The following is a 15,430-nucleotide window of genomic DNA, read 5'->3' as shown; positions in this document are numbered from 1 at the left end:
TAGGCGCCGAGGAGCGCGCGGTCGCAGATGATGTTGATCAGGCGCGGCACGCCGGCCGACTCGCGGTGGACACGCCGGAACGCGTTGTCGGTGAAGAGCCCGCGCGTGCGCCCGGCGATCTGGAGCCGGTGGCGGATGTAGGCGCGCGTCTCGTCCGGGGTGAAGGGCTCCAGGTGATACCGGGCGGTGATGCGCTGGGCCAGCTGGCGGAGGTCCTCGCGCTCGAGGAGCTGGATCAGCTCGGGCTGGCCGATCAGGATGATCTGGAGGAGCTTCTCCGTGGCCGTCTCGAGGTTCGTCAGCAGGCGGATCTGCTCGAGGACGTCCAGCGCGAGATCCTGCGCCTCGTCGAGGATCAGCACCGTGCGGCGGCCCCGCGCGTGCGCCTCGAGCAGGTGCTGGTACAGGGCGTCCACCAGCGCCTTGAGACTGGCGGGCCCCGGCGGGTAGGGCGCACGCAACTCGTCGCAGATGGTGGCCAGGAGCTCGAGGGCGGTGAGCCGGGGGTTCAGGATCAGGGCGACGTCGACGTGGGGCGGCAGCTGCTCGAGGAGACACCGGCAAACCGTCGTCTTGCCGGTCCCCACCTCGCCCGTGAGCTGGACGAAGCCGCCTCCTTCGCCGACACCGTAGAGGAGGTGCGCGAGGGCTTCGCGATGGCGCTCGCTCATGTAGAGGTAGCGCGGGTCGGGCGTGATGGAGAAGGGGGCCTCGGCCAACCCGAAGTGAGACGTGTACATCGGCGCGCCTCAGCGTAGTCGACCATGGCCTCCGCGTCAAGGAAGGGAACGGGGCCTCCTCCTTCACGGGATGCGCGCGGCCTTGCGGACGCTCTCGATCATCCAGGTCTGGAGGAGGTAGGCGCGCGCCCGCCCCGGGTCCTCGGCGGTGCGCCGCATCTCGTCGTGCCGCCGGCGCCGGACTTCTGGGTCGCGCTCCTCGATCGTCCGCTTGTTCTGGATCGTCATCGTCTGGACGTACTCCGTGTTGATCTGCCGTCGCTGGCGGTCGTAGCGGTCGAGCTCCGCCTCGCCCGTCTCCCCCCGCCAGACCCGCGCAAGCTTCTCGGCGAGGTTGGTCGAACTCGGCGACGAGTCCTGCCCGGCGGTCGCGAAACTGCCAGGCCCGAACGACGAGGCCCATCGCATGCAGACGGCTCGTGAGGCCGACGTCGTCGAGCATCTCCAGAGTGGGCGGGTGGAACGAACCGGCCCGCAGGTCCTCGGTGAGCCAGGGCTCGGCCTCGAGCACGGTGACGGGGACGTCGCGGCGCGCGAGGCAAAGGGCCGTGACGAGGCCGACCGGCCCGGCGCCCGCGATCAGGACGCCGTCGGATCGACCCATTCGGGCGATGACGCTCCTTGGGGGGGAGGCAGTCTCGAGGGACGCGGGCCGAAACCGTCAGGGGGGCTCTAGATGCCGCGTTCAGCCATCCACTTCGCGTAGCCCAGCTGCGACCCCTTCGCCCGCACGATCTGCTCGGGCGTGAACCACTTGGCGAGGTCCACCAGCTCCACGTCGTAGCGGGCCCGCTCGAAGGCCTCCTTGTAGGCGAAGGGCACGGTGGCGTCGATCGCCAGCCCGCCCGAGAAGCGGATGTTGCTCTGTGTCCAGTCGCGGCCGCCCGCCGAGCTGCGCTCCGCGGGCTGGAACGTCTGACCGAAGCCGCCGGCACAGACCGTCTGGATGCTCTCCGGCGTCACCCGGGTCGCGAGGGCCCACAGGATGTCCTCGGGCGTGTAGATGTCGATGTCCTCGTCGACCGCGATCGCCAGCCGCAGGCCGAGCGAGATCGACATCGCGGCGGTCAGGATGTTGCGCTGGATGCCCTCGTCCCGCTGGCGGCGCTTCCGGACCTGGAAGATCACGCCGCCCCAGTCGGTCAGCCCCATCGGGATGTGGGTGTCGACGCAGAAGCCCGGGGAGATCCGGTCCGCCACCTCGAAGAACGCCGCTTCGCGCATCGAGACGTCGATGTAGTGGTCGTCCATGCCGTGGACGATGAGGCCGTAGTAGATCGGCTTGTCCTGGCGGTGCGTGATGGCGGTCGCCTGGAACTTGTACGTGCGGTAGGACTTGCCCATGTAGCCGGCCCACTCCGGGTGGAACGGGTAGACGCCCTGCTTCCCGTCCTTCTCGGCGAGCGGGCTCTCCCAGACCTTCTGGGTCGTGTCGAGGTAGCCCTCGATCACGTACTCGGCGTTGGCGATCGCCCAGGCGTCGACGGTGCGCGCCTTGACCAGCTCCACCGGGAAGCCCTGGAGGGCGCCGGCCACCCCCAGCTCGTCCGCGCCCTTCGGCAGGATCATGTACGTGAAGCCGGAGCCGGCCATCATGGTGCAGGCGGGCGGGACCCCGATGTTTATCGTCATCGGGATCGGCTCCTTGTGGTACCAGTGGGTCGCCACCATGTCCATGTGGGAGCCGGGCGAGATCTGGAAGCTCGAGTAGTCGGGGCCCCGGAAGTTCATCCGGTTATAGCCGATGTGGGAGCCGCCCCAGAAGAACGGGCCGCGGACCACCGTGTTGCCGGCCCCCAGGGTCCGCGCCGGGTCGGAGCTGGAGTGGGAGATCATGGGGATCCGGTCCCACACGTCGATGTTCTCGGTGACGACCACCTCCTGGCAGGGGGCGTCCTTCACCTCGATGGGCGGCAGGGGCTGACGGATCGCCTCCACCGCCTTGAACTTGAACTTCCGGGGATCGTCCACGCCGAACAGCCGGGCGATCCGGTCGGCCGAGGCGTAGATGTTGTTGGCGAGGCGAGCGTTCGGGTAGCCCTTGACCTGCTCGAAGAGGAGGGGGGGGCCGCCGTCGAGCCGCTTCTGGATCGCGGCCAGCTCGAGGTGGGGGTCGATCTCGACGTCGGAGGCGAGCAGCTCGCCGGCCTCGCGGAGGTACTCCAGCGTGCTCCGGAGGCTCGAGATGTCCTTCTTGGTGATGGTCGGCATCGCCTTCGCCATCGGGCTCCTCCTGGCTACAGCCACTCCGGAGTGGCCACCGTCCGCTCGCTGGTCACGTTCCCGGTGTTGAGCGTCCCCCTCGGCTCGAGCAGCACGACCTGCACTTCGTCGGTCAGCGCGACCGGGCAGTGCTCGGTGCCGCGGGGCACGATGATGAACTCACCGGGGCCCACCTCCCGGTCGCCGCCGCGCAGGCGCATCCGCAGCCGGCCGTTCACCACCAGGAACAGCTCGTCCTCCTGCTCGTGGTGGTGCCAGACGAACTCGCCCGTGAGCTTGACCACCTTCACGTGCAGGTCGTTGACTTCGCCGACGATCTTCGGCGACCAGGGGTCGGTGAACCGACGGAACGCCTCGGCGAGGTTGACGACGCGCATGCGATCCCCCTCAGGCGGCAGGGTCGGCTCGGGAATTCGGGATCATGATACCCCGAAACGCAAGCGACGCGAGGCCGCCGTCGTTCCCGGTGCGCGGCGGGTTCGCTCAGTGCCGCGCCCCGTGGGGCGACCCGGTGGGCCCATCCTCGGGGCCCACGTAGCCCCGCAGCACGTTGTAGCGGTGGAGTTGCTGGGGATCGAGGAGCGCCCGCGTCTCGAGGTGGGCCCTCAGGTGGACCAGGCTATACCGCCCGGCCGTGGGTCAGCGGGGCAGGGCTCGCAGATAGGCGACGAGGGCCTCGATCTCGGCCTCGCTCAGGACGAAGCCGAACGACGGCATGCCCGGCTTCCCGAAGCTCGCCCCGCCGTGACGGATGAGGTCCAGCAGGTACGGGTCGGAGAGCGTCGCCGCCGGAGGCGCGGCCAGGTTCCCCGGGTCCAGCAGGAGCAGGCGCGCCCGCCAGGACCGGCCACGGCCATCGGCGCCGTGACAGGTCGCGCAGTGGGCCCGGAAGAGCGTGCGGCCGGGCTCCGGTCCCGGCGGAGAGGGCGGGAGCGGAAGGAAGAACGCCGCCGCCACGGCGGTGGCGAGCGCCAGCGTCCCCACCGCGGCGGCCGCGACCCGGCCGCGTCTCACGGGGACTCCGGAGGCGCCAGCTCGAGCAGCGTCCGGCGGACATGCGGATCCTGGAGGAGGTCGGCCGCCGGGCCCGTGACGGCGACGCGACCCTCCTCGAGAAGGTAGGCGCGGTCAGCGAGCCGGAGGAGCCGGCGGACATGCTGCCCGGCGGCCAGGATGCTCACCCCGCCGGTGGCGCTCAGCTCGCGGAGCGCCGCGGTGACCCGGTGCAGGACGGGATGGGCCAGGCCGAGGAAGGGGTCGTCGAGGAGGAGGAGACGCGGCCGCGCCATGAGACCACGGCCGATCGCGACCATCTGCTGCTCGCCGCCGGAGAGCGCGCCGGCGCGCTCGTCCCGCCGGTCGCGCAGCGCGGGAAGGAGATGCTCCACCCGGGCCAGGCTGGCCGCCCGGTCCCGGCGGGCGGGCGGCAGGTAGGCGCCCAACTCGAGGTTCTCGCGGACCGTCAGCTCGTCGAAGAGGCGCCGGCCCTCCGGGACGGCGGTCACCCCCTGGGCGGCGATCCGGTAGGGCGGCAGGCCGTCGAGCCGCAGGCCGCCGAGGCGGATGGTCCCCGTCCGGATCGGCAGCAGCCCGACGATGGTACGGAGCAGCGTCGTCTTCCCGGCGCCGTTCGGACCGAGCAGCGCCACGAACTCCCCCGGGCGCACCTCCAGCGAGAGCTCGCGCAGCACCAGGGCGCCCCCGTAGCCGGCGGCCACCCGGTCGACGGCCAGGAGAGACACCGGCGCCGCGCTCACCGGGGCACCACCGAGAGATCGAACCACACCCGCACCTCGTCGCGGATCGGGTTGAGCCGGCTGGAGTAGTTGATCCCGAACTCCCGCCGGTTCAGGGTGAGCTCTCCGGCGACCCGGATCGACCGTTCGGAGGCGGTCACGGTCACCGGGACCGCGATCGTCCGGGTGACACCGTGGATGGTGAGCTGGCCACCGACCACCCAGCGCTCGCCCTCGCGCCGTACGGCGGCGATCACGAAGGTCGCCCGCGGGTAGCGCTCGACGTCGAAGAAGTCGTCGCTGCGGAGGTGGCTGTCCCGGACGCGGATGCCGGTGTCGATCGAGGCCACCTCGATGGTCAGCCGCCCCGCCGCGGTCTCGGGTCGACCTGCGTCGAGGCGCACCTCGCCGCTGAAGCGACCGAAGGCTCCGTCGGCATCCATCAGACGCGAGACCGCGTGGAAGCGGATCTGGCTCCGCTCCGGGTCGACGACGTAGAGGCGGGGCTCGGCTCCGCCTCGCGCCCCGAGGAGCAGGACCAGGAGCCCCACCACGGCTCCGACGGCCCGGCGCGGCCGACCCCCGGCCACGCTAGTCGTCCTCGCCGAGATAGGCCTCGGCCACCCGGCGCGAGGCGAGGACCTCGCGCGGGCGGCCGTCGGCGACGAGCGCGCCCTGGTCGAGCACGAGGACCCGATCCGCCAGCTCGGCCAGCCGGCCGGGCGAGTGCTCGATGGCCAGGATCGTCAGGCCGCCGCCCCGCAGCCGGCTGTAGAAGCGGACGACCTCTTCGCGTCCGCGCGGGGGCAGCCCGGAGGCGAGCTCGTCGAGGAGCAGCAGGCGCGGCTCGGGCCCGAGAGCCACGGCGAGCTCGAGGCGCTTCTGCTCGCCGAGCGAGAGCTCGCGGGCCGGCCTCATGGCCTTCGCCTCGAGCCCCACCATCTCGAGCAGCCGGGCGGCCCGCGCGCGGCGCTCGCCGGCCGCCAGGCGGCGACGGCCGAACGTCACGCCGACCAGGACGTTGTCGACGGCCGGCAGCGCCGGGAAGAGGCGGGCGATCTGGAAGGTCCGCCCGATCCCGAGGGCCGCGATCCGATGCGATGCGACGCGCCCGAGGTCGATGCCATCGAACCGGACCATCCCGCTGGTGGGGCGCGCCAGGCCGGTGACGATGTCGAAGAGTGTCGTCTTGCCGGCCCCGTTGGGACCGAGCAAGGCCACCAGCGTCCCGGCCTCGATCCCGAACGTGACCTCGCGGAGCGCCTGGAGTCCGCCGAAGCGCTTGCTGACCGCGCGGAGCTCGAGCAGCGCGGGCATCACGCGCGGCGCCACAGGCCGGCCAGCCCGCGCGGCAGGACGAGGACCGCCACGATCAGGGCCACCGCGTATGGCAGCTGGTGGAGGCGTGGGAGTGTGGGCCCGAGCGCGAGCTCCGACGTCAGGTAGAGCAGGAGGGCCCCCGCGGGCGGCCCGAGCAGCGTGCGGGCGCCGCCGAAGGTCGCCATGACGAGCGGGAGAATCGAGAGGAGGCGGCCGAAGACGAGGTCCGGCTCGAGGAAGCGGACCGTGTGCGCGTAGAGCGCGCCGCCGGCCGCCGTCAGCGCGCCCGAGCAGGCGAAGGCCAGGAGCTTGTACGGGGTCGGGCCGAGCCCGAGCAGTCGGGCGCGCTGTTCCCGCTCTCGGATGGCCGCCCACGCCAGGCCGACCCGGCTCCGCCGGAGCCCGCCAAAGAGGCTCAGGGCGCCGAGGAGAAGCGTGAGGGCCAGGTAATAGGCGCTCGTCCGCTCCCCGGAGGCCGTCGCCGGAACGCCGATGGGGAGCGGGGGCAGGGGCGGGATCCCGATGAGCCCGGCCCCGCCACCGGTCAGCTCCGTCCAGTTGTGAGCGACCACCCGCCACCCTTCCGCGTAGGCGAACGTGGCGAGGGCGAGAGAGGCGCCGCCGAGGCGGTGCGCGGTGAGCCCGATGGGGACGGCCAGGGCGGCGCCGCCGGCGGCCGCGGCCAGGACGCTCAGCCAGGGACTCCACCCGGCGCGCTGGGCCAGCAGCGCGCTCGTGTACGCGCCGGCGCCGAAGTAGGCGGCGTGGCCGAAGGAGATCTGGCCGGCGAAGGCGAGGAGGCTCCAGGCGCTGGCCAGCGAGGCCCACAGGAGCGCGGCGCCGAGGATGTAGAGGTAGTACGGGTCGAATCCCACCAGCGCCGGGAGCGCGACGGCGACCGCCACCGCTGCGGCCGCCAGGCCCCTCGGGAGCGCGGTCGTCATGGCGCCCGTCGCCTCGGGTCCTCGCCGCCGCCCCGGACCAGGAGGACGCCGAGCAGCAGCGCGGCCACGACCAGCTCCCGCCAGCGCGGGCCGGCCCAGGCGAGGACGAGTGACTCGGCCAGGCCGATGGCCAGTCCGCCGAACAGCAGGCCCGGCAAGGGCCCCGGGCCCCGCCAGGTCCCGGCCAGGATCGCCAGCGTGATGGCGAGCAGGGTGAGCTCGACTCCGGCGGCCGGGTGGAGGTAGTGGAAGACGCCGAAGAGGACACCGCCGGCTCCGGCGATCGCCGCCGCCGCCGCGAAGCTCGCCGTGCTCACGCGGTCCACGTTCACCCCCATCAGCGCGGCGGTCTCGGCATCCCGGCTGGTGGCTCGGAGGGCGGCCCCGACGCGGGTCCTGACCAGGAGGAGGTGGAGCCCCAGGATGGTGCCGAGCGCGACGGCGGCGGCTCCGGCGCGCCCGGGCGGGATGCCGAGCGCGAGGGGCGAGGCCGGGGCGGCCGCCTCGGACGCGATCAGCCGATAATCGGCCGACCACGCGGCCAGCATCAGGTTCTGGAGGAGGAGCGAGAGGCCGAAGGTCAGGACGAGGCTGTTGAGCTCGATCGGCTCCCGAACGCGCGCGATCAGCGCGCGCCAGACGAGCCCCAGCGGCACCAGGGCGATCGCGGCGAGCGGCACGGCGAGCGGGAGCGGCACGCCCCACGCGCGGCCGGCGGCGTAGCCCAGGTAGCCGCCGAGGACCACGAACTCGCCGTGGGCGAGGTTGAGCGCGCGCGTGAGGGCGAAGATCAGCCAGAAGGAGAGGGCCAGGAAGGCGTAGAAGGCGCCGTTGGCGGCGCCCACCAGAATCGCCTGCCCGACCGTCGTCAGCGACATTCGCGGAGGTTCTCTCCGGCCAAACTCAGGGCCCGTGAAAGAATGCGCGGGGCAGGGCCCTCGCGCTCACACTTGATCACCATGCCACCGGATGTTCCGCTCCGAGCGCGGGCTTTGCCCGCGCAACCTCCTGGGGGAGGAATCGGAGGGGGGCGCAGCCCCCCGCCGAGTTCAACTCAGGGGCGCAGGTAGACGAGGCGCGCCGTGGCGGCGGCGGGCGGGTACACCACGGCGTGGCGGGCCCCCTGGACCTGGACGATCACGCGCGCGTAGTGGAGGGGGTCGCCGTGCGCGTCGAACTCGATCCGGCCGAGCGGCGTCTCGACGTCGACCCGGGCCAGCGCGTCCCGGAGCGTGTCGCCGGCGGGCGCCTGGCCCTTCCCCGCCGCGGCGGCCATGGCGGCGAAGAGCGTCCGGGCCGCCGCGTAGCCGTGCATGCTCAGAGGCACGGGCTCCTGCCCGAAGCGCGCGCGGTACGCGTCGACGAAGGCGTGGGACTCGGCGAGGGCGGCCGGGACGAACACTCCCGGCTGCCAGGACGTCGTGCCGAGCAGTCCCTCGGCGGCGGCGCCCAGCTCTCGGATGACGGCCGGGAATTCGAGACCGAAGGCGCCCAGGAAGCCGGGCACTCGCCACCCTCCCTGCGCCATCTGCCGGACGATGAGGAGGTGATCGGCGAAGAACGCGTCGGAGAGCAGGACATCGATCTTCCGGTCCCGGACCCTGGCGAGGAGCGGCGAGAAGTCCGAGAGCCCCGGCGAGAAGGGTTCGAAGAGCGGCACGGCGATGGCGATCGCCTGGAGCGCCTCGCGCTGGCGGGCGGCGAGCTGAGAGGCGCCCGGAGTCGAGGAGTACAGGATGGCGACCCGGTCAGGCCGCACGAGGTCGCGGAGGAGCCCGACGGTGACCGCGACGTAGGGCCGGAGGCTCGAGACGCGGAAGAAATACCGGTACCGGCGCCGCGTGAGCCGCTCGTCCAGGGACGCGCTCGCCACGAAGGGCGTTCGCGTCCGCTCGGCGACCTCGCTGACGGGGCCGATCAGGCTGTCCACGTACCCGCCCACCAGCGCCGCCACCCGCTGCCGCCCGGCGAGCTCCTCGGCGGCCGCGATGGCGCGGTCGGGCTTACCCTCGTCGTCCCGGGCGAGCAGACGGATGGGCCGTCCGGCGATGCCTCCCCGCGCGTTGACGCCGTCGGCGGCGATCTGGATGCCCTGGGCGACGGCCAGCCCCTGGGTGGCCAGCAGCCCGGTGCGGGAGCTGATCTCCCCGACGGCGATCGGGTCGGTCGCCCCGGCCGGCCGCCCCCCCGGGACGAGCGACAGGACGACCGCGAGGAGGACGGCCAGGATCACGCGAGAGAAGCGGACGGCGCGCGGGGCGCGAGGGCACCCCGCGCGCGAGGCTTACTCGATGGCCTGCTCGGTCTGCGTGTCAAAGAAATGCAGCTGCTCGGGGTTGAGCGTGAGCGGGATCTGCTCGTGGAGCCGCACCCGGGAGGTCGGAGGAACCCGGGCGACCAGGGGATGCTGGCCGACCTTGACGTCGAGCAGGATCTCGTTCCCTAGCGGCTCGACAACCTCCACCACGGCGTCCACGCGGAAGTTCTTCGGGTCGGCCGGCCCCGCCTCGCGGATGTCCTCGGGACGGACCCCGAGCGTCACGGCCTTCCCCTTGTAGCGCTCGATGGACGCCCGTTGCGCCGGCGGCACGCTGATCCGCAGGCCGGGTGACTCGATGGCCAGATCGCCGTCGCTCCCCACTACCGTGCAGTCGAGGAAGTTCATGGCCGGGGAGCCGATGAACCCCGCGACGAACTTGTTGCGCGGCTTCGAGTAGATCCCCAGCGGGTCGCCGACCTGCTGGACGAGCCCGTCCTTCATCACCACGACGCGATCGCCGAGGGTCATGGCCTCGACCTGGTCGTGGGTCACATAGATGGCCGTCGTTTCCAGGCGCTCGTGGAGGCGCTTGAGCTCGACGCGCATCTGGACGCGCAGCTTGGCGTCGAGGTTCGACAAGGGCTCGTCGAACAAGAAGACTTGCGGGTGTCGCACGATCGCGCGTCCGACGGCGACCCGCTGGCGCTGGCCCCCCGAGAGTTGCCGGGGCTTGCGCTTGAGCAGCTCCTGGATGCCCAGCATCTGGGCGGCTTCCCGGACCCGCTTGTCGATCTCCGGCTTCGGGAACTTCCGCATCTTCAGGCCGAACGCCATGTTGTCGTACACGGTCATGTGCGGGTACAGGGCGTAGTTCTGGAACACCATCGCGATGTCGCGGTCCTTGGGGGGGAGGTCGTTGACGAGCCGCTCCCCGATGTAGATCTCGCCCGAGGTGATCTCCTCCAGGCCCGCGATCATCCGGAGGGTGGTGGACTTGCCGCAGCCCGAGGGGCCGACCAGGACGATGAACTCCTGGTCCTTGATCGTGAGGTTCACATCGCGGACCGCGACCACCTCGTCGAACTTCTTCCCCAGCTCCTTCAGGACGACCTGTGCCATCGAGCGCTCCTTGGTGTGGGTGCGTTAGTTGGCCGGCTGTCCGCACATGACGGCGCCGGCCCGTCCCCCAACCGCTACGGACTTGCCAAGAAGAATCGGCCGGAAGGCGGGTGCCTGTCAAGAGGCCGTATCGAGGCTTTACAGCCTCTGCCGAAATGGCGGACAATCGGCTCCAGGTCTCGCTCGGCAGCGGTCGGCCTGACGGGAGGACATGACATGCGGTGGATTCTCCCCGTGCTGGTCCTGGTCTTCGGGATCACGAGCCCGGCCGCGCCGGCCTTCGCCGAGGCGCCCGCGATGGCCGGCGAGCTCCTCTACGCCCTCCTGCCCGTCACGCCGGAGCAGGCTCGGGACGTGGCCGCCCTCCTCCGGCGATCCGACCGGGTAGTCGTCGACCTCGTCCAGGCCGGCGGGGTGGTCCTCGAGGCGGCGCCCTCCCTCCCGGCGGCCCTGGTGCACGACGTGCTGGACGCGCCAGGCCGGCATGTCGAGCTGGTGCGTGCCGTGGTCACCGACGTCGCCGACCTCGGGCCCGCGCTGAACGGAGGGGGACCGCTCTTTCGCCGCTCGGTGCGCGCGCTGTGGCGGTCGGCGATCCTCTCGCTCGCCGCCGACGCGGTGCGCCGGCTGGTCCACCCCGGCAACCGCACGGTTCGCCTGGCGGTCGTGCTGACCGCTCGCGCCCAGGGGTGGCCGCTCGAGGAGTCCGACCTCGACCTGATTCGCCGCGCCATCGACGCCAACGCGCCGGATCTCGCGCCGCTCGTCGTCCGGGTCGTGGAGCGTCTCGTGCAGGTCTACGGCCGGAACGCGGTCCGCATCGTCCTGGCGCCCTGAGCGCCGATGTCCACCGTCCACCAGGTGAGGGTCGAGCCGCTGACCGAGGAGGCCTTCGCCCCCTTCGGGCAGGTCGTCTCGGCCAAGGACCGACCGCCCGACTTCGAGACCGAGAGCGGCACCCAGGGGTGGGCCGTCGACTTCAGCTCGGGCCGGCCACTCGTGATGCTCCTGAGGACGCCATACCAGGGCCTTCGGTTCTCGAAGCTCGAGCGGCACTTCAACCTGACGCAGACATTCCTCCCGCTGGGAGGGTCGCCGGCGGTGGTCGCGGTCGCCCCGCCTTCATCGGATCGCACGGCTGTCCCGGATCCGACCGACGTCCGCGCGTTTCTGCTCGACGGCTCCAAGGGGTATGCGCTCGCGCGGGGGACATGGCACAGTCTCGATCGATTCCCCCTCTACCCGCCCGAGACGCGGTGGGTGATCATCACCGATCACGAGACCCAGCGAGACCTCCTGACCGCCTACAGCGGGCAGGGAACATGCGAGCTGACCCAGGAGGTGGACTACCACGCGCGCTTCGGCGTGGGGTTCGCGCTGACACTCGATCGCCGAGGGGAAGCCACCGGTCCGCCTGAGGAGCGCGGGACCAGCCCGGACTCAGCCCGGCCGTATTGACAAGCCCCGACGGGCGATCCTACACTGCCCGCACGGTTCGCCCTGCTTCGCCTGAAGACGGTCCACTTGGACGGCCTGCTCGGCTCAACCCCTTGGCGACCTGGAGGGTAACCATGAGTGATGCGAGGACAGCCTACCTGGACAAGCTGCCGACCGTGAACATCAGCCGCCGCGGCTTCATCAGGGTCGCCACCGGGGTCGGCCTCGGGGTGGCGTCCGGGCCGTTGCTGATCCGTCGCGCCGGGGCGCAGAGCAAGCAGCCGCTGATGATCCTGTACGGCGTCCCCCGGGCGACGATGGACCCGCAGAACCACATCAACACCTACGACGAGAGCCCGCTCGGCAACATGTTCGAGAACCTGGTCGACATGAGCAATCCGATCGATCCCTACAAGGGCTGGAAGCCGATGCTGGCCGTCTCGTGGAAGCGCGTCAACGAGACGACCTTCCAGTTCAAGCTGCGCGAGAAGGTCAAGTTCCACAATGGCGAGGACTTCGATGCGGAGGCGGTGAAGTTCAGCATCGATCGGCTGCTGGGCCGGGTGGACAAGAACTTCCTGCCGCCCACCGTCGCCTGGCACGCGTACGACACCATCGACCGCGGCGAGCCGGTCGACCGGTACACCGTCAACGTGATCACCAAGGTGCCCGATCCCATCGTCCTGAACCGCTTCAACGGGTTCGGCATGCGGATGGTGTCGCCGAAGTTCTACAGCGAGAACCCGACCGCCTACCTGCAGAACCACGCGAACGGCACCGGGCCCTACCGCTTTGTGAGCTGGGTAAAAGACGGCGACCTCGTGATGGAGGCCAACCAGCAGTATTGGGGCGGGGCGCCGGCGTTCGAGAAGGTGATCATCCGCACCGTGCCGGAGGCCTCGACCCGGGTGTCGGCGCTCATGTCGGGGCAGGCCGACGTCACCGTGGCCGTCCCCGCCGAGCAGGCGGACATCATCAACCGGTCCGGGCGAGGTCGGGTCGAGCACGTCACCAGCAACCGGTTCGGCTGGTGGCGGATGAACGCCCACGTGCCGCCCACCAACAATGTGAAGGTGCGGCAGGCGTTCAACTACGCCGCGAACGTCGGCGAGCTGCTCCGTACGATCTACAGCGGGCTGGGCGAGCGGCTCTCGACGATCGTCGGCAAGTACCACTTCGGCTACGACCCGACGCTGCCCTTCTACCCGCACGACCCGGACAAGGCCCGCAAGCTCCTGAAGGAGTCCGGCCTGCCGCTGCCCATCACGGTCAACTTCCACTTCATCCAGGGCCGGTACACCAAGGACAAGGACATGGGCGAGGGGATCATCGGCGAGCTCAACAAGCTCGGCCCCGAGTACCTCCGGGTGGTCCCCAAGCTGTACGAGGCGGGGACGTTCTACTCGCAGGCCAACGCCGGTAAGCTCGACGGCATCATCTTCAACAGCTGGGGGAACTGGATGTTCGACGCGGACATCGACTTCGGCCCCCTGTGGCGGACCAAGAGCACGCCGTCGCCCGACTACCCGAACGATCCGGCGCTCGACAAGCTCGTCGACGAGGCGCGCTCGACGATCGACGAGCAGAAGCGGAAGGCCATCTACTCCCAGCTCCAGAAGATGATGTGGGAGAGCAGCTTCGCGATCTTCGGGATGCAGGTCGTCGACATGTACGGGGTGAGCAGCCGGGTGAACTGGAAGCCGCGGCCCGACGAGATGATCTGGGCCAAGGAGATGAAGCCCCGAAGCGCGTGAGCTGGCGGGGCGCCCGCCCCGTCGAAGGCCTGCCGGCCGGGTCGCCGAACCCGGCCGGCGGGCAGCGGGCCGGCCGGGTGTCTCCGCCGGCCCGTTAGGAATCGAGCCAGCGACCGTGACCCGCTACATCCTCAACCGCCTGTTCCAGTCGATCTTCGTGGTGGTGGGCGTGCTGCTGGTGGTGTTCGTGGTCCTCCACCTCACGGGCGATCCTGCCGCCATGCTCATGCCGCCCGGCGCGTCGGAAGAAGTCATGGCCGTCATCCGGCAGCGATACGGGCTGGACAAGCCGTGGCCGGTCCAGCTCCTCCGCTTCTTCGTCGGTGACTCCTTTTCGTCCCCGGGCCAGACCGGGCAGACCGTCGAGGTGTCGAGCTACGGTACGGGCGCCATCGAGGCCAAGATGCGCCCCCTCGGCGGAGCGATCCGAGGCGATTTCGGCGATTCGCTCCGGTTCATCGGCCAGCCGGCGATGCCGATCGTGCTCGAACGGTTCCCGCTGACGGTCCAGCTCATGCTGGCTGCCGCGTGCTACGCGACGGTACTGTCCCTGGTCCTCGGCACGCTGTCCGCGGTGCGCCCCTACTCCTGGGTCGATCAGTCGGTGCGGACGTTCGCGATCCTCAATCAGTCGATCCCCAACTTCTGGCTCGCCTTGCTGCTCATCCTGGTGTTCGCCGTGTACCTGGGCGTCCTGCCGGCGATGGGGTACGGAGGGTGGGAGAACGTGGTGCTGCCGGCCATCACGCTCGGGGCTCAGTCGCTCGGCCGCAATACCCGACTCGTGCGGTCCAGTGTGCTCGAGTGCCTCTCTCAGGAGTACGTCCGAACGGCGCGGGCCAAGGGCGTCCCCGAGCGGACGGTCATGGCCAAGCACGTCCTGAAGAACGCGATGATGCCCGTCGTCACCGCCTGGGCGCTGGACGTCGCCAATCTCTTCGGCGGCGCGGTGATCACCGAGAGCATCTTCGGCTGGCCGGGCATGGGCCGGCTCGTCGTCGAGTCGGTGACCTTCCGCGACTTTCCCACCGTGGCGTCGGCGGTCTTCTTCATCACGCTGGTGTTCGTGGGCCTCAACCTGCTGGTGGATTTGAGCTATGCGTGGCTGGATCCCCGCGTCAAGCTCGCCTGAGGCCGGCCGGATGGCGCCGTGAGTGAGGCCATTCCGGGGGCCCCATCGTCGGTCGGGCCCCTCGGCCCGGGCTCGACCGTGGCGGCCACGCTGCCGTGGTACCGGCGGCGGCTGTGGCGGACGCTCCGCCGTGGGAGCGGGCTCTTCAACGTGGGGTTCCTCCTCCTGGTCGTCATCAGCGCCGTGGCCGCGCCCGGGATCACCCGGTACGACCCGACCTTCGGCGAGCCCGCCCAACGCCTCCGGCCGCCCGCCTGGCAGGTGGGCGGCACCGCCGCCCAGCTCCTCGGGACGGATCAGCTCGGACGCGACGTCTTCACGCGCCTCGTCTACGGCTCGCGGATCTCCCTGGTCGTCGGCCTCGGCACGGTGCTGATCGCGGCACTGCTCGGCTCGAGCCTGGGGCTGGTGGCGGGATACTACGAGGGCCGGCTGGGCACCGGGATCATGCGACTGGCCGACGTCCAGCTCGCGTTCCCGTTCCTGCTGCTGGCCCTCGCCGTGGTGGCCGCGGTCGGCGCCGGATTGCTCAACGTGATCCTCGTGCTGGGTATCGCCGGCTGGGCGGCCTTCGCCCGGGTGGTCCGGGCCCAGGTGCTGTCGATCAAGCAGCGCGAGTACGTGGAAGCCGTGCGCGCCATCGGCGCGGGCCAGCGGACGATCGTCATCCGGCACGTGGTCCCGAACGTCTTGACGCCGGTCATCGTCCTCGCCACCGCCACCGTCGCCAACAACATCGTCGTGGAGGCCAGCCTCACCTTCCTG

17 protein-coding genes and 1 pseudogene are annotated in these 15,430 nt (G+C 71.0%); 5 read left to right on the top strand and 13 right to left on the bottom strand.

Features of this window, described 5'->3' with window-relative positions; genetic code table 11:
• From VGW35_08500 to ugpC, 13 genes and pseudogenes are all read right to left on the bottom strand, one after another.
• A partial coding sequence (locus tag VGW35_08500; GenBank protein HEV8307695.1) for an AAA family ATPase occupies positions 1 to 740 on the bottom strand: 740 nt, incomplete at its 3' end.
• A gap of 63 nt (positions 741 to 803) precedes the next feature.
• The gene (locus tag VGW35_08495) at positions 804 to 1,148 is read right to left on the bottom strand and encodes a hypothetical protein (GenBank protein ID HEV8307694.1); all 345 of its coding nucleotides are present in this window, start codon (positions 1,146 to 1,148) and stop codon (positions 804 to 806) included.
• Positions 1,149 to 1,173: 25 nt separating this feature from the next.
• A pseudogene (locus VGW35_08490) lies at positions 1,174 to 1,344 on the bottom strand (FAD-dependent oxidoreductase).
• A gap of 68 nt (positions 1,345 to 1,412) precedes the next feature.
• The gene (locus VGW35_08485) at positions 1,413 to 2,963 is read right to left on the bottom strand and encodes a UbiD family decarboxylase (GenBank protein HEV8307693.1); all 1,551 of its coding nucleotides are present in this window, start codon (positions 2,961 to 2,963) and stop codon (positions 1,413 to 1,415) included.
• A gap of 14 nt (positions 2,964 to 2,977) precedes the next feature.
• Positions 2,978 to 3,340: a cupin domain-containing protein gene (locus tag VGW35_08480; GenBank protein HEV8307692.1), complete on the bottom strand. Its 363-nt coding sequence runs from the start codon at positions 3,338 to 3,340 to the stop codon at positions 2,978 to 2,980.
• 262 nt (positions 3,341 to 3,602) lie between these two features.
• The gene (locus VGW35_08475) at positions 3,603 to 3,977 is read right to left on the bottom strand and encodes a cytochrome c (GenBank protein ID HEV8307691.1); all 375 of its coding nucleotides are present in this window, start codon (positions 3,975 to 3,977) and stop codon (positions 3,603 to 3,605) included.
• Positions 3,974 to 4,720: an ABC transporter ATP-binding protein gene (locus VGW35_08470; protein HEV8307690.1), complete on the bottom strand. Its 747-nt coding sequence runs from the start codon at positions 4,718 to 4,720 to the stop codon at positions 3,974 to 3,976. The genes VGW35_08475 and VGW35_08470 overlap by 4 nt, the downstream gene beginning before the upstream one ends.
• Positions 4,717 to 5,289, bottom strand: coding sequence for a YceI family protein (locus VGW35_08465; GenBank protein HEV8307689.1), 573 nt, complete (start codon positions 5,287 to 5,289; stop codon positions 4,717 to 4,719). Before VGW35_08465 ends, VGW35_08470 begins: the two co-directional genes overlap by 4 nt.
• A gap of 1 nt (position 5,290) precedes the next feature.
• Positions 5,291 to 6,016 carry an ATP-binding cassette domain-containing protein gene (locus VGW35_08460; protein HEV8307688.1) on the bottom strand — a complete coding sequence of 242 codons (726 nt, stop codon included), beginning with the start codon at positions 6,014 to 6,016 and terminating at the stop codon, positions 5,291 to 5,293.
• A complete protein-coding gene (locus VGW35_08455) occupies positions 6,016 to 6,963 on the bottom strand; it encodes a branched-chain amino acid ABC transporter permease (protein ID HEV8307687.1) in 948 nt (315 codons plus the stop codon). The genes VGW35_08460 and VGW35_08455 overlap by 1 nt, the downstream gene beginning before the upstream one ends.
• Positions 6,960 to 7,841 carry a branched-chain amino acid ABC transporter permease gene (locus VGW35_08450; GenBank protein HEV8307686.1) on the bottom strand — a complete coding sequence of 294 codons (882 nt, stop codon included), beginning with the start codon at positions 7,839 to 7,841 and terminating at the stop codon, positions 6,960 to 6,962. The genes VGW35_08455 and VGW35_08450 overlap by 4 nt, the downstream gene beginning before the upstream one ends.
• A 176-nt stretch (positions 7,842 to 8,017) precedes the next feature.
• Positions 8,018 to 9,196, bottom strand: a complete 1,179-nt coding sequence (locus VGW35_08445; GenBank protein HEV8307685.1) for an ABC transporter substrate-binding protein — start codon at positions 9,194 to 9,196, stop codon at positions 8,018 to 8,020.
• Between the two features lie 51 nt (positions 9,197 to 9,247).
• On the bottom strand, positions 9,248 to 10,342 hold the full coding sequence (ugpC, locus tag VGW35_08440) for a sn-glycerol-3-phosphate ABC transporter ATP-binding protein UgpC (GenBank protein ID HEV8307684.1): 1,095 nt from the start codon (positions 10,340 to 10,342) through the stop codon (positions 9,248 to 9,250).
• Positions 10,343 to 10,558: 216 nt separating this feature from the next.
• On the opposite strand from ugpC, the gene VGW35_08435 reads away from it, so the two are divergent.
• From VGW35_08435 to VGW35_08415, 5 genes are all read left to right on the top strand, one after another.
• Positions 10,559 to 11,179 carry a hypothetical protein gene (locus VGW35_08435; GenBank protein HEV8307683.1) on the top strand — a complete coding sequence of 207 codons (621 nt, stop codon included), beginning with the start codon at positions 10,559 to 10,561 and terminating at the stop codon, positions 11,177 to 11,179.
• Positions 11,180 to 11,185: 6 nt separating this feature from the next.
• Positions 11,186 to 11,800: an ureidoglycolate lyase gene (locus VGW35_08430; GenBank protein ID HEV8307682.1), complete on the top strand. Its 615-nt coding sequence runs from the start codon at positions 11,186 to 11,188 to the stop codon at positions 11,798 to 11,800.
• A gap of 113 nt (positions 11,801 to 11,913) precedes the next feature.
• Entirely contained in the window at positions 11,914 to 13,533 is a 1,620-nt protein-coding gene (locus tag VGW35_08425) for an ABC transporter substrate-binding protein (protein ID HEV8307681.1), read from the top strand.
• A 115-nt stretch (positions 13,534 to 13,648) separates the two neighbouring features.
• On the top strand, positions 13,649 to 14,665 hold the full coding sequence (locus VGW35_08420) for an ABC transporter permease (protein HEV8307680.1): 1,017 nt from the start codon (positions 13,649 to 13,651) through the stop codon (positions 14,663 to 14,665).
• 18 nt (positions 14,666 to 14,683) lie between these two features.
• On the top strand, positions 14,684 to 15,430 hold a 747-nt coding region (locus tag VGW35_08415; GenBank protein ID HEV8307679.1), incomplete at its 3' end, for an ABC transporter permease.

This window comes from Candidatus Methylomirabilota bacterium, from assembly GCA_036005065.1.
Classification (GTDB): Bacteria; Methylomirabilota; Methylomirabilia; order Rokubacteriales; family DASRDR01; genus DASYQW01.
The sequence above is the reverse complement of the archived record's forward strand: the minus strand, read 5'-3'. Positions and strand labels throughout refer to the sequence as shown.

Excerpts from the sequence above, each read along its gene's own strand:
- VGW35_08495 (HEV8307694.1), bottom strand. The coding sequence starts at position 1,148 with ATGCGATGGGCCTCGTCGTTCGGGCCTGGCAGTTTCGCGACCGCCGGG.
- VGW35_08485 (HEV8307693.1), bottom strand. The coding sequence starts at position 2,963 with ATGGCGAAGGCGATGCCGACCATCACCAAGAAGGACATCTCGAGCCTC.
- VGW35_08480 (HEV8307692.1), bottom strand. The coding sequence starts at position 3,340 with ATGCGCGTCGTCAACCTCGCCGAGGCGTTCCGTCGGTTCACCGACCCC.
- VGW35_08460 (HEV8307688.1), bottom strand. The coding sequence starts at position 6,016 with ATGCCCGCGCTGCTCGAGCTCCGCGCGGTCAGCAAGCGCTTCGGCGGA.
- VGW35_08455 (HEV8307687.1), bottom strand. The coding sequence starts at position 6,963 with ATGACGACCGCGCTCCCGAGGGGCCTGGCGGCCGCAGCGGTGGCGGTC.
- VGW35_08450 (HEV8307686.1), bottom strand. The coding sequence starts at position 7,841 with ATGTCGCTGACGACGGTCGGGCAGGCGATTCTGGTGGGCGCCGCCAAC.
- ugpC (HEV8307684.1), bottom strand. The coding sequence starts at position 10,342 with ATGGCACAGGTCGTCCTGAAGGAGCTGGGGAAGAAGTTCGACGAGGTG.
- VGW35_08435 (HEV8307683.1), top strand. The coding sequence starts at position 10,559 with ATGCGGTGGATTCTCCCCGTGCTGGTCCTGGTCTTCGGGATCACGAGC.
- VGW35_08430 (HEV8307682.1), top strand. The coding sequence starts at position 11,186 with ATGTCCACCGTCCACCAGGTGAGGGTCGAGCCGCTGACCGAGGAGGCC.
- VGW35_08425 (HEV8307681.1), top strand. The coding sequence starts at position 11,914 with ATGAGTGATGCGAGGACAGCCTACCTGGACAAGCTGCCGACCGTGAAC.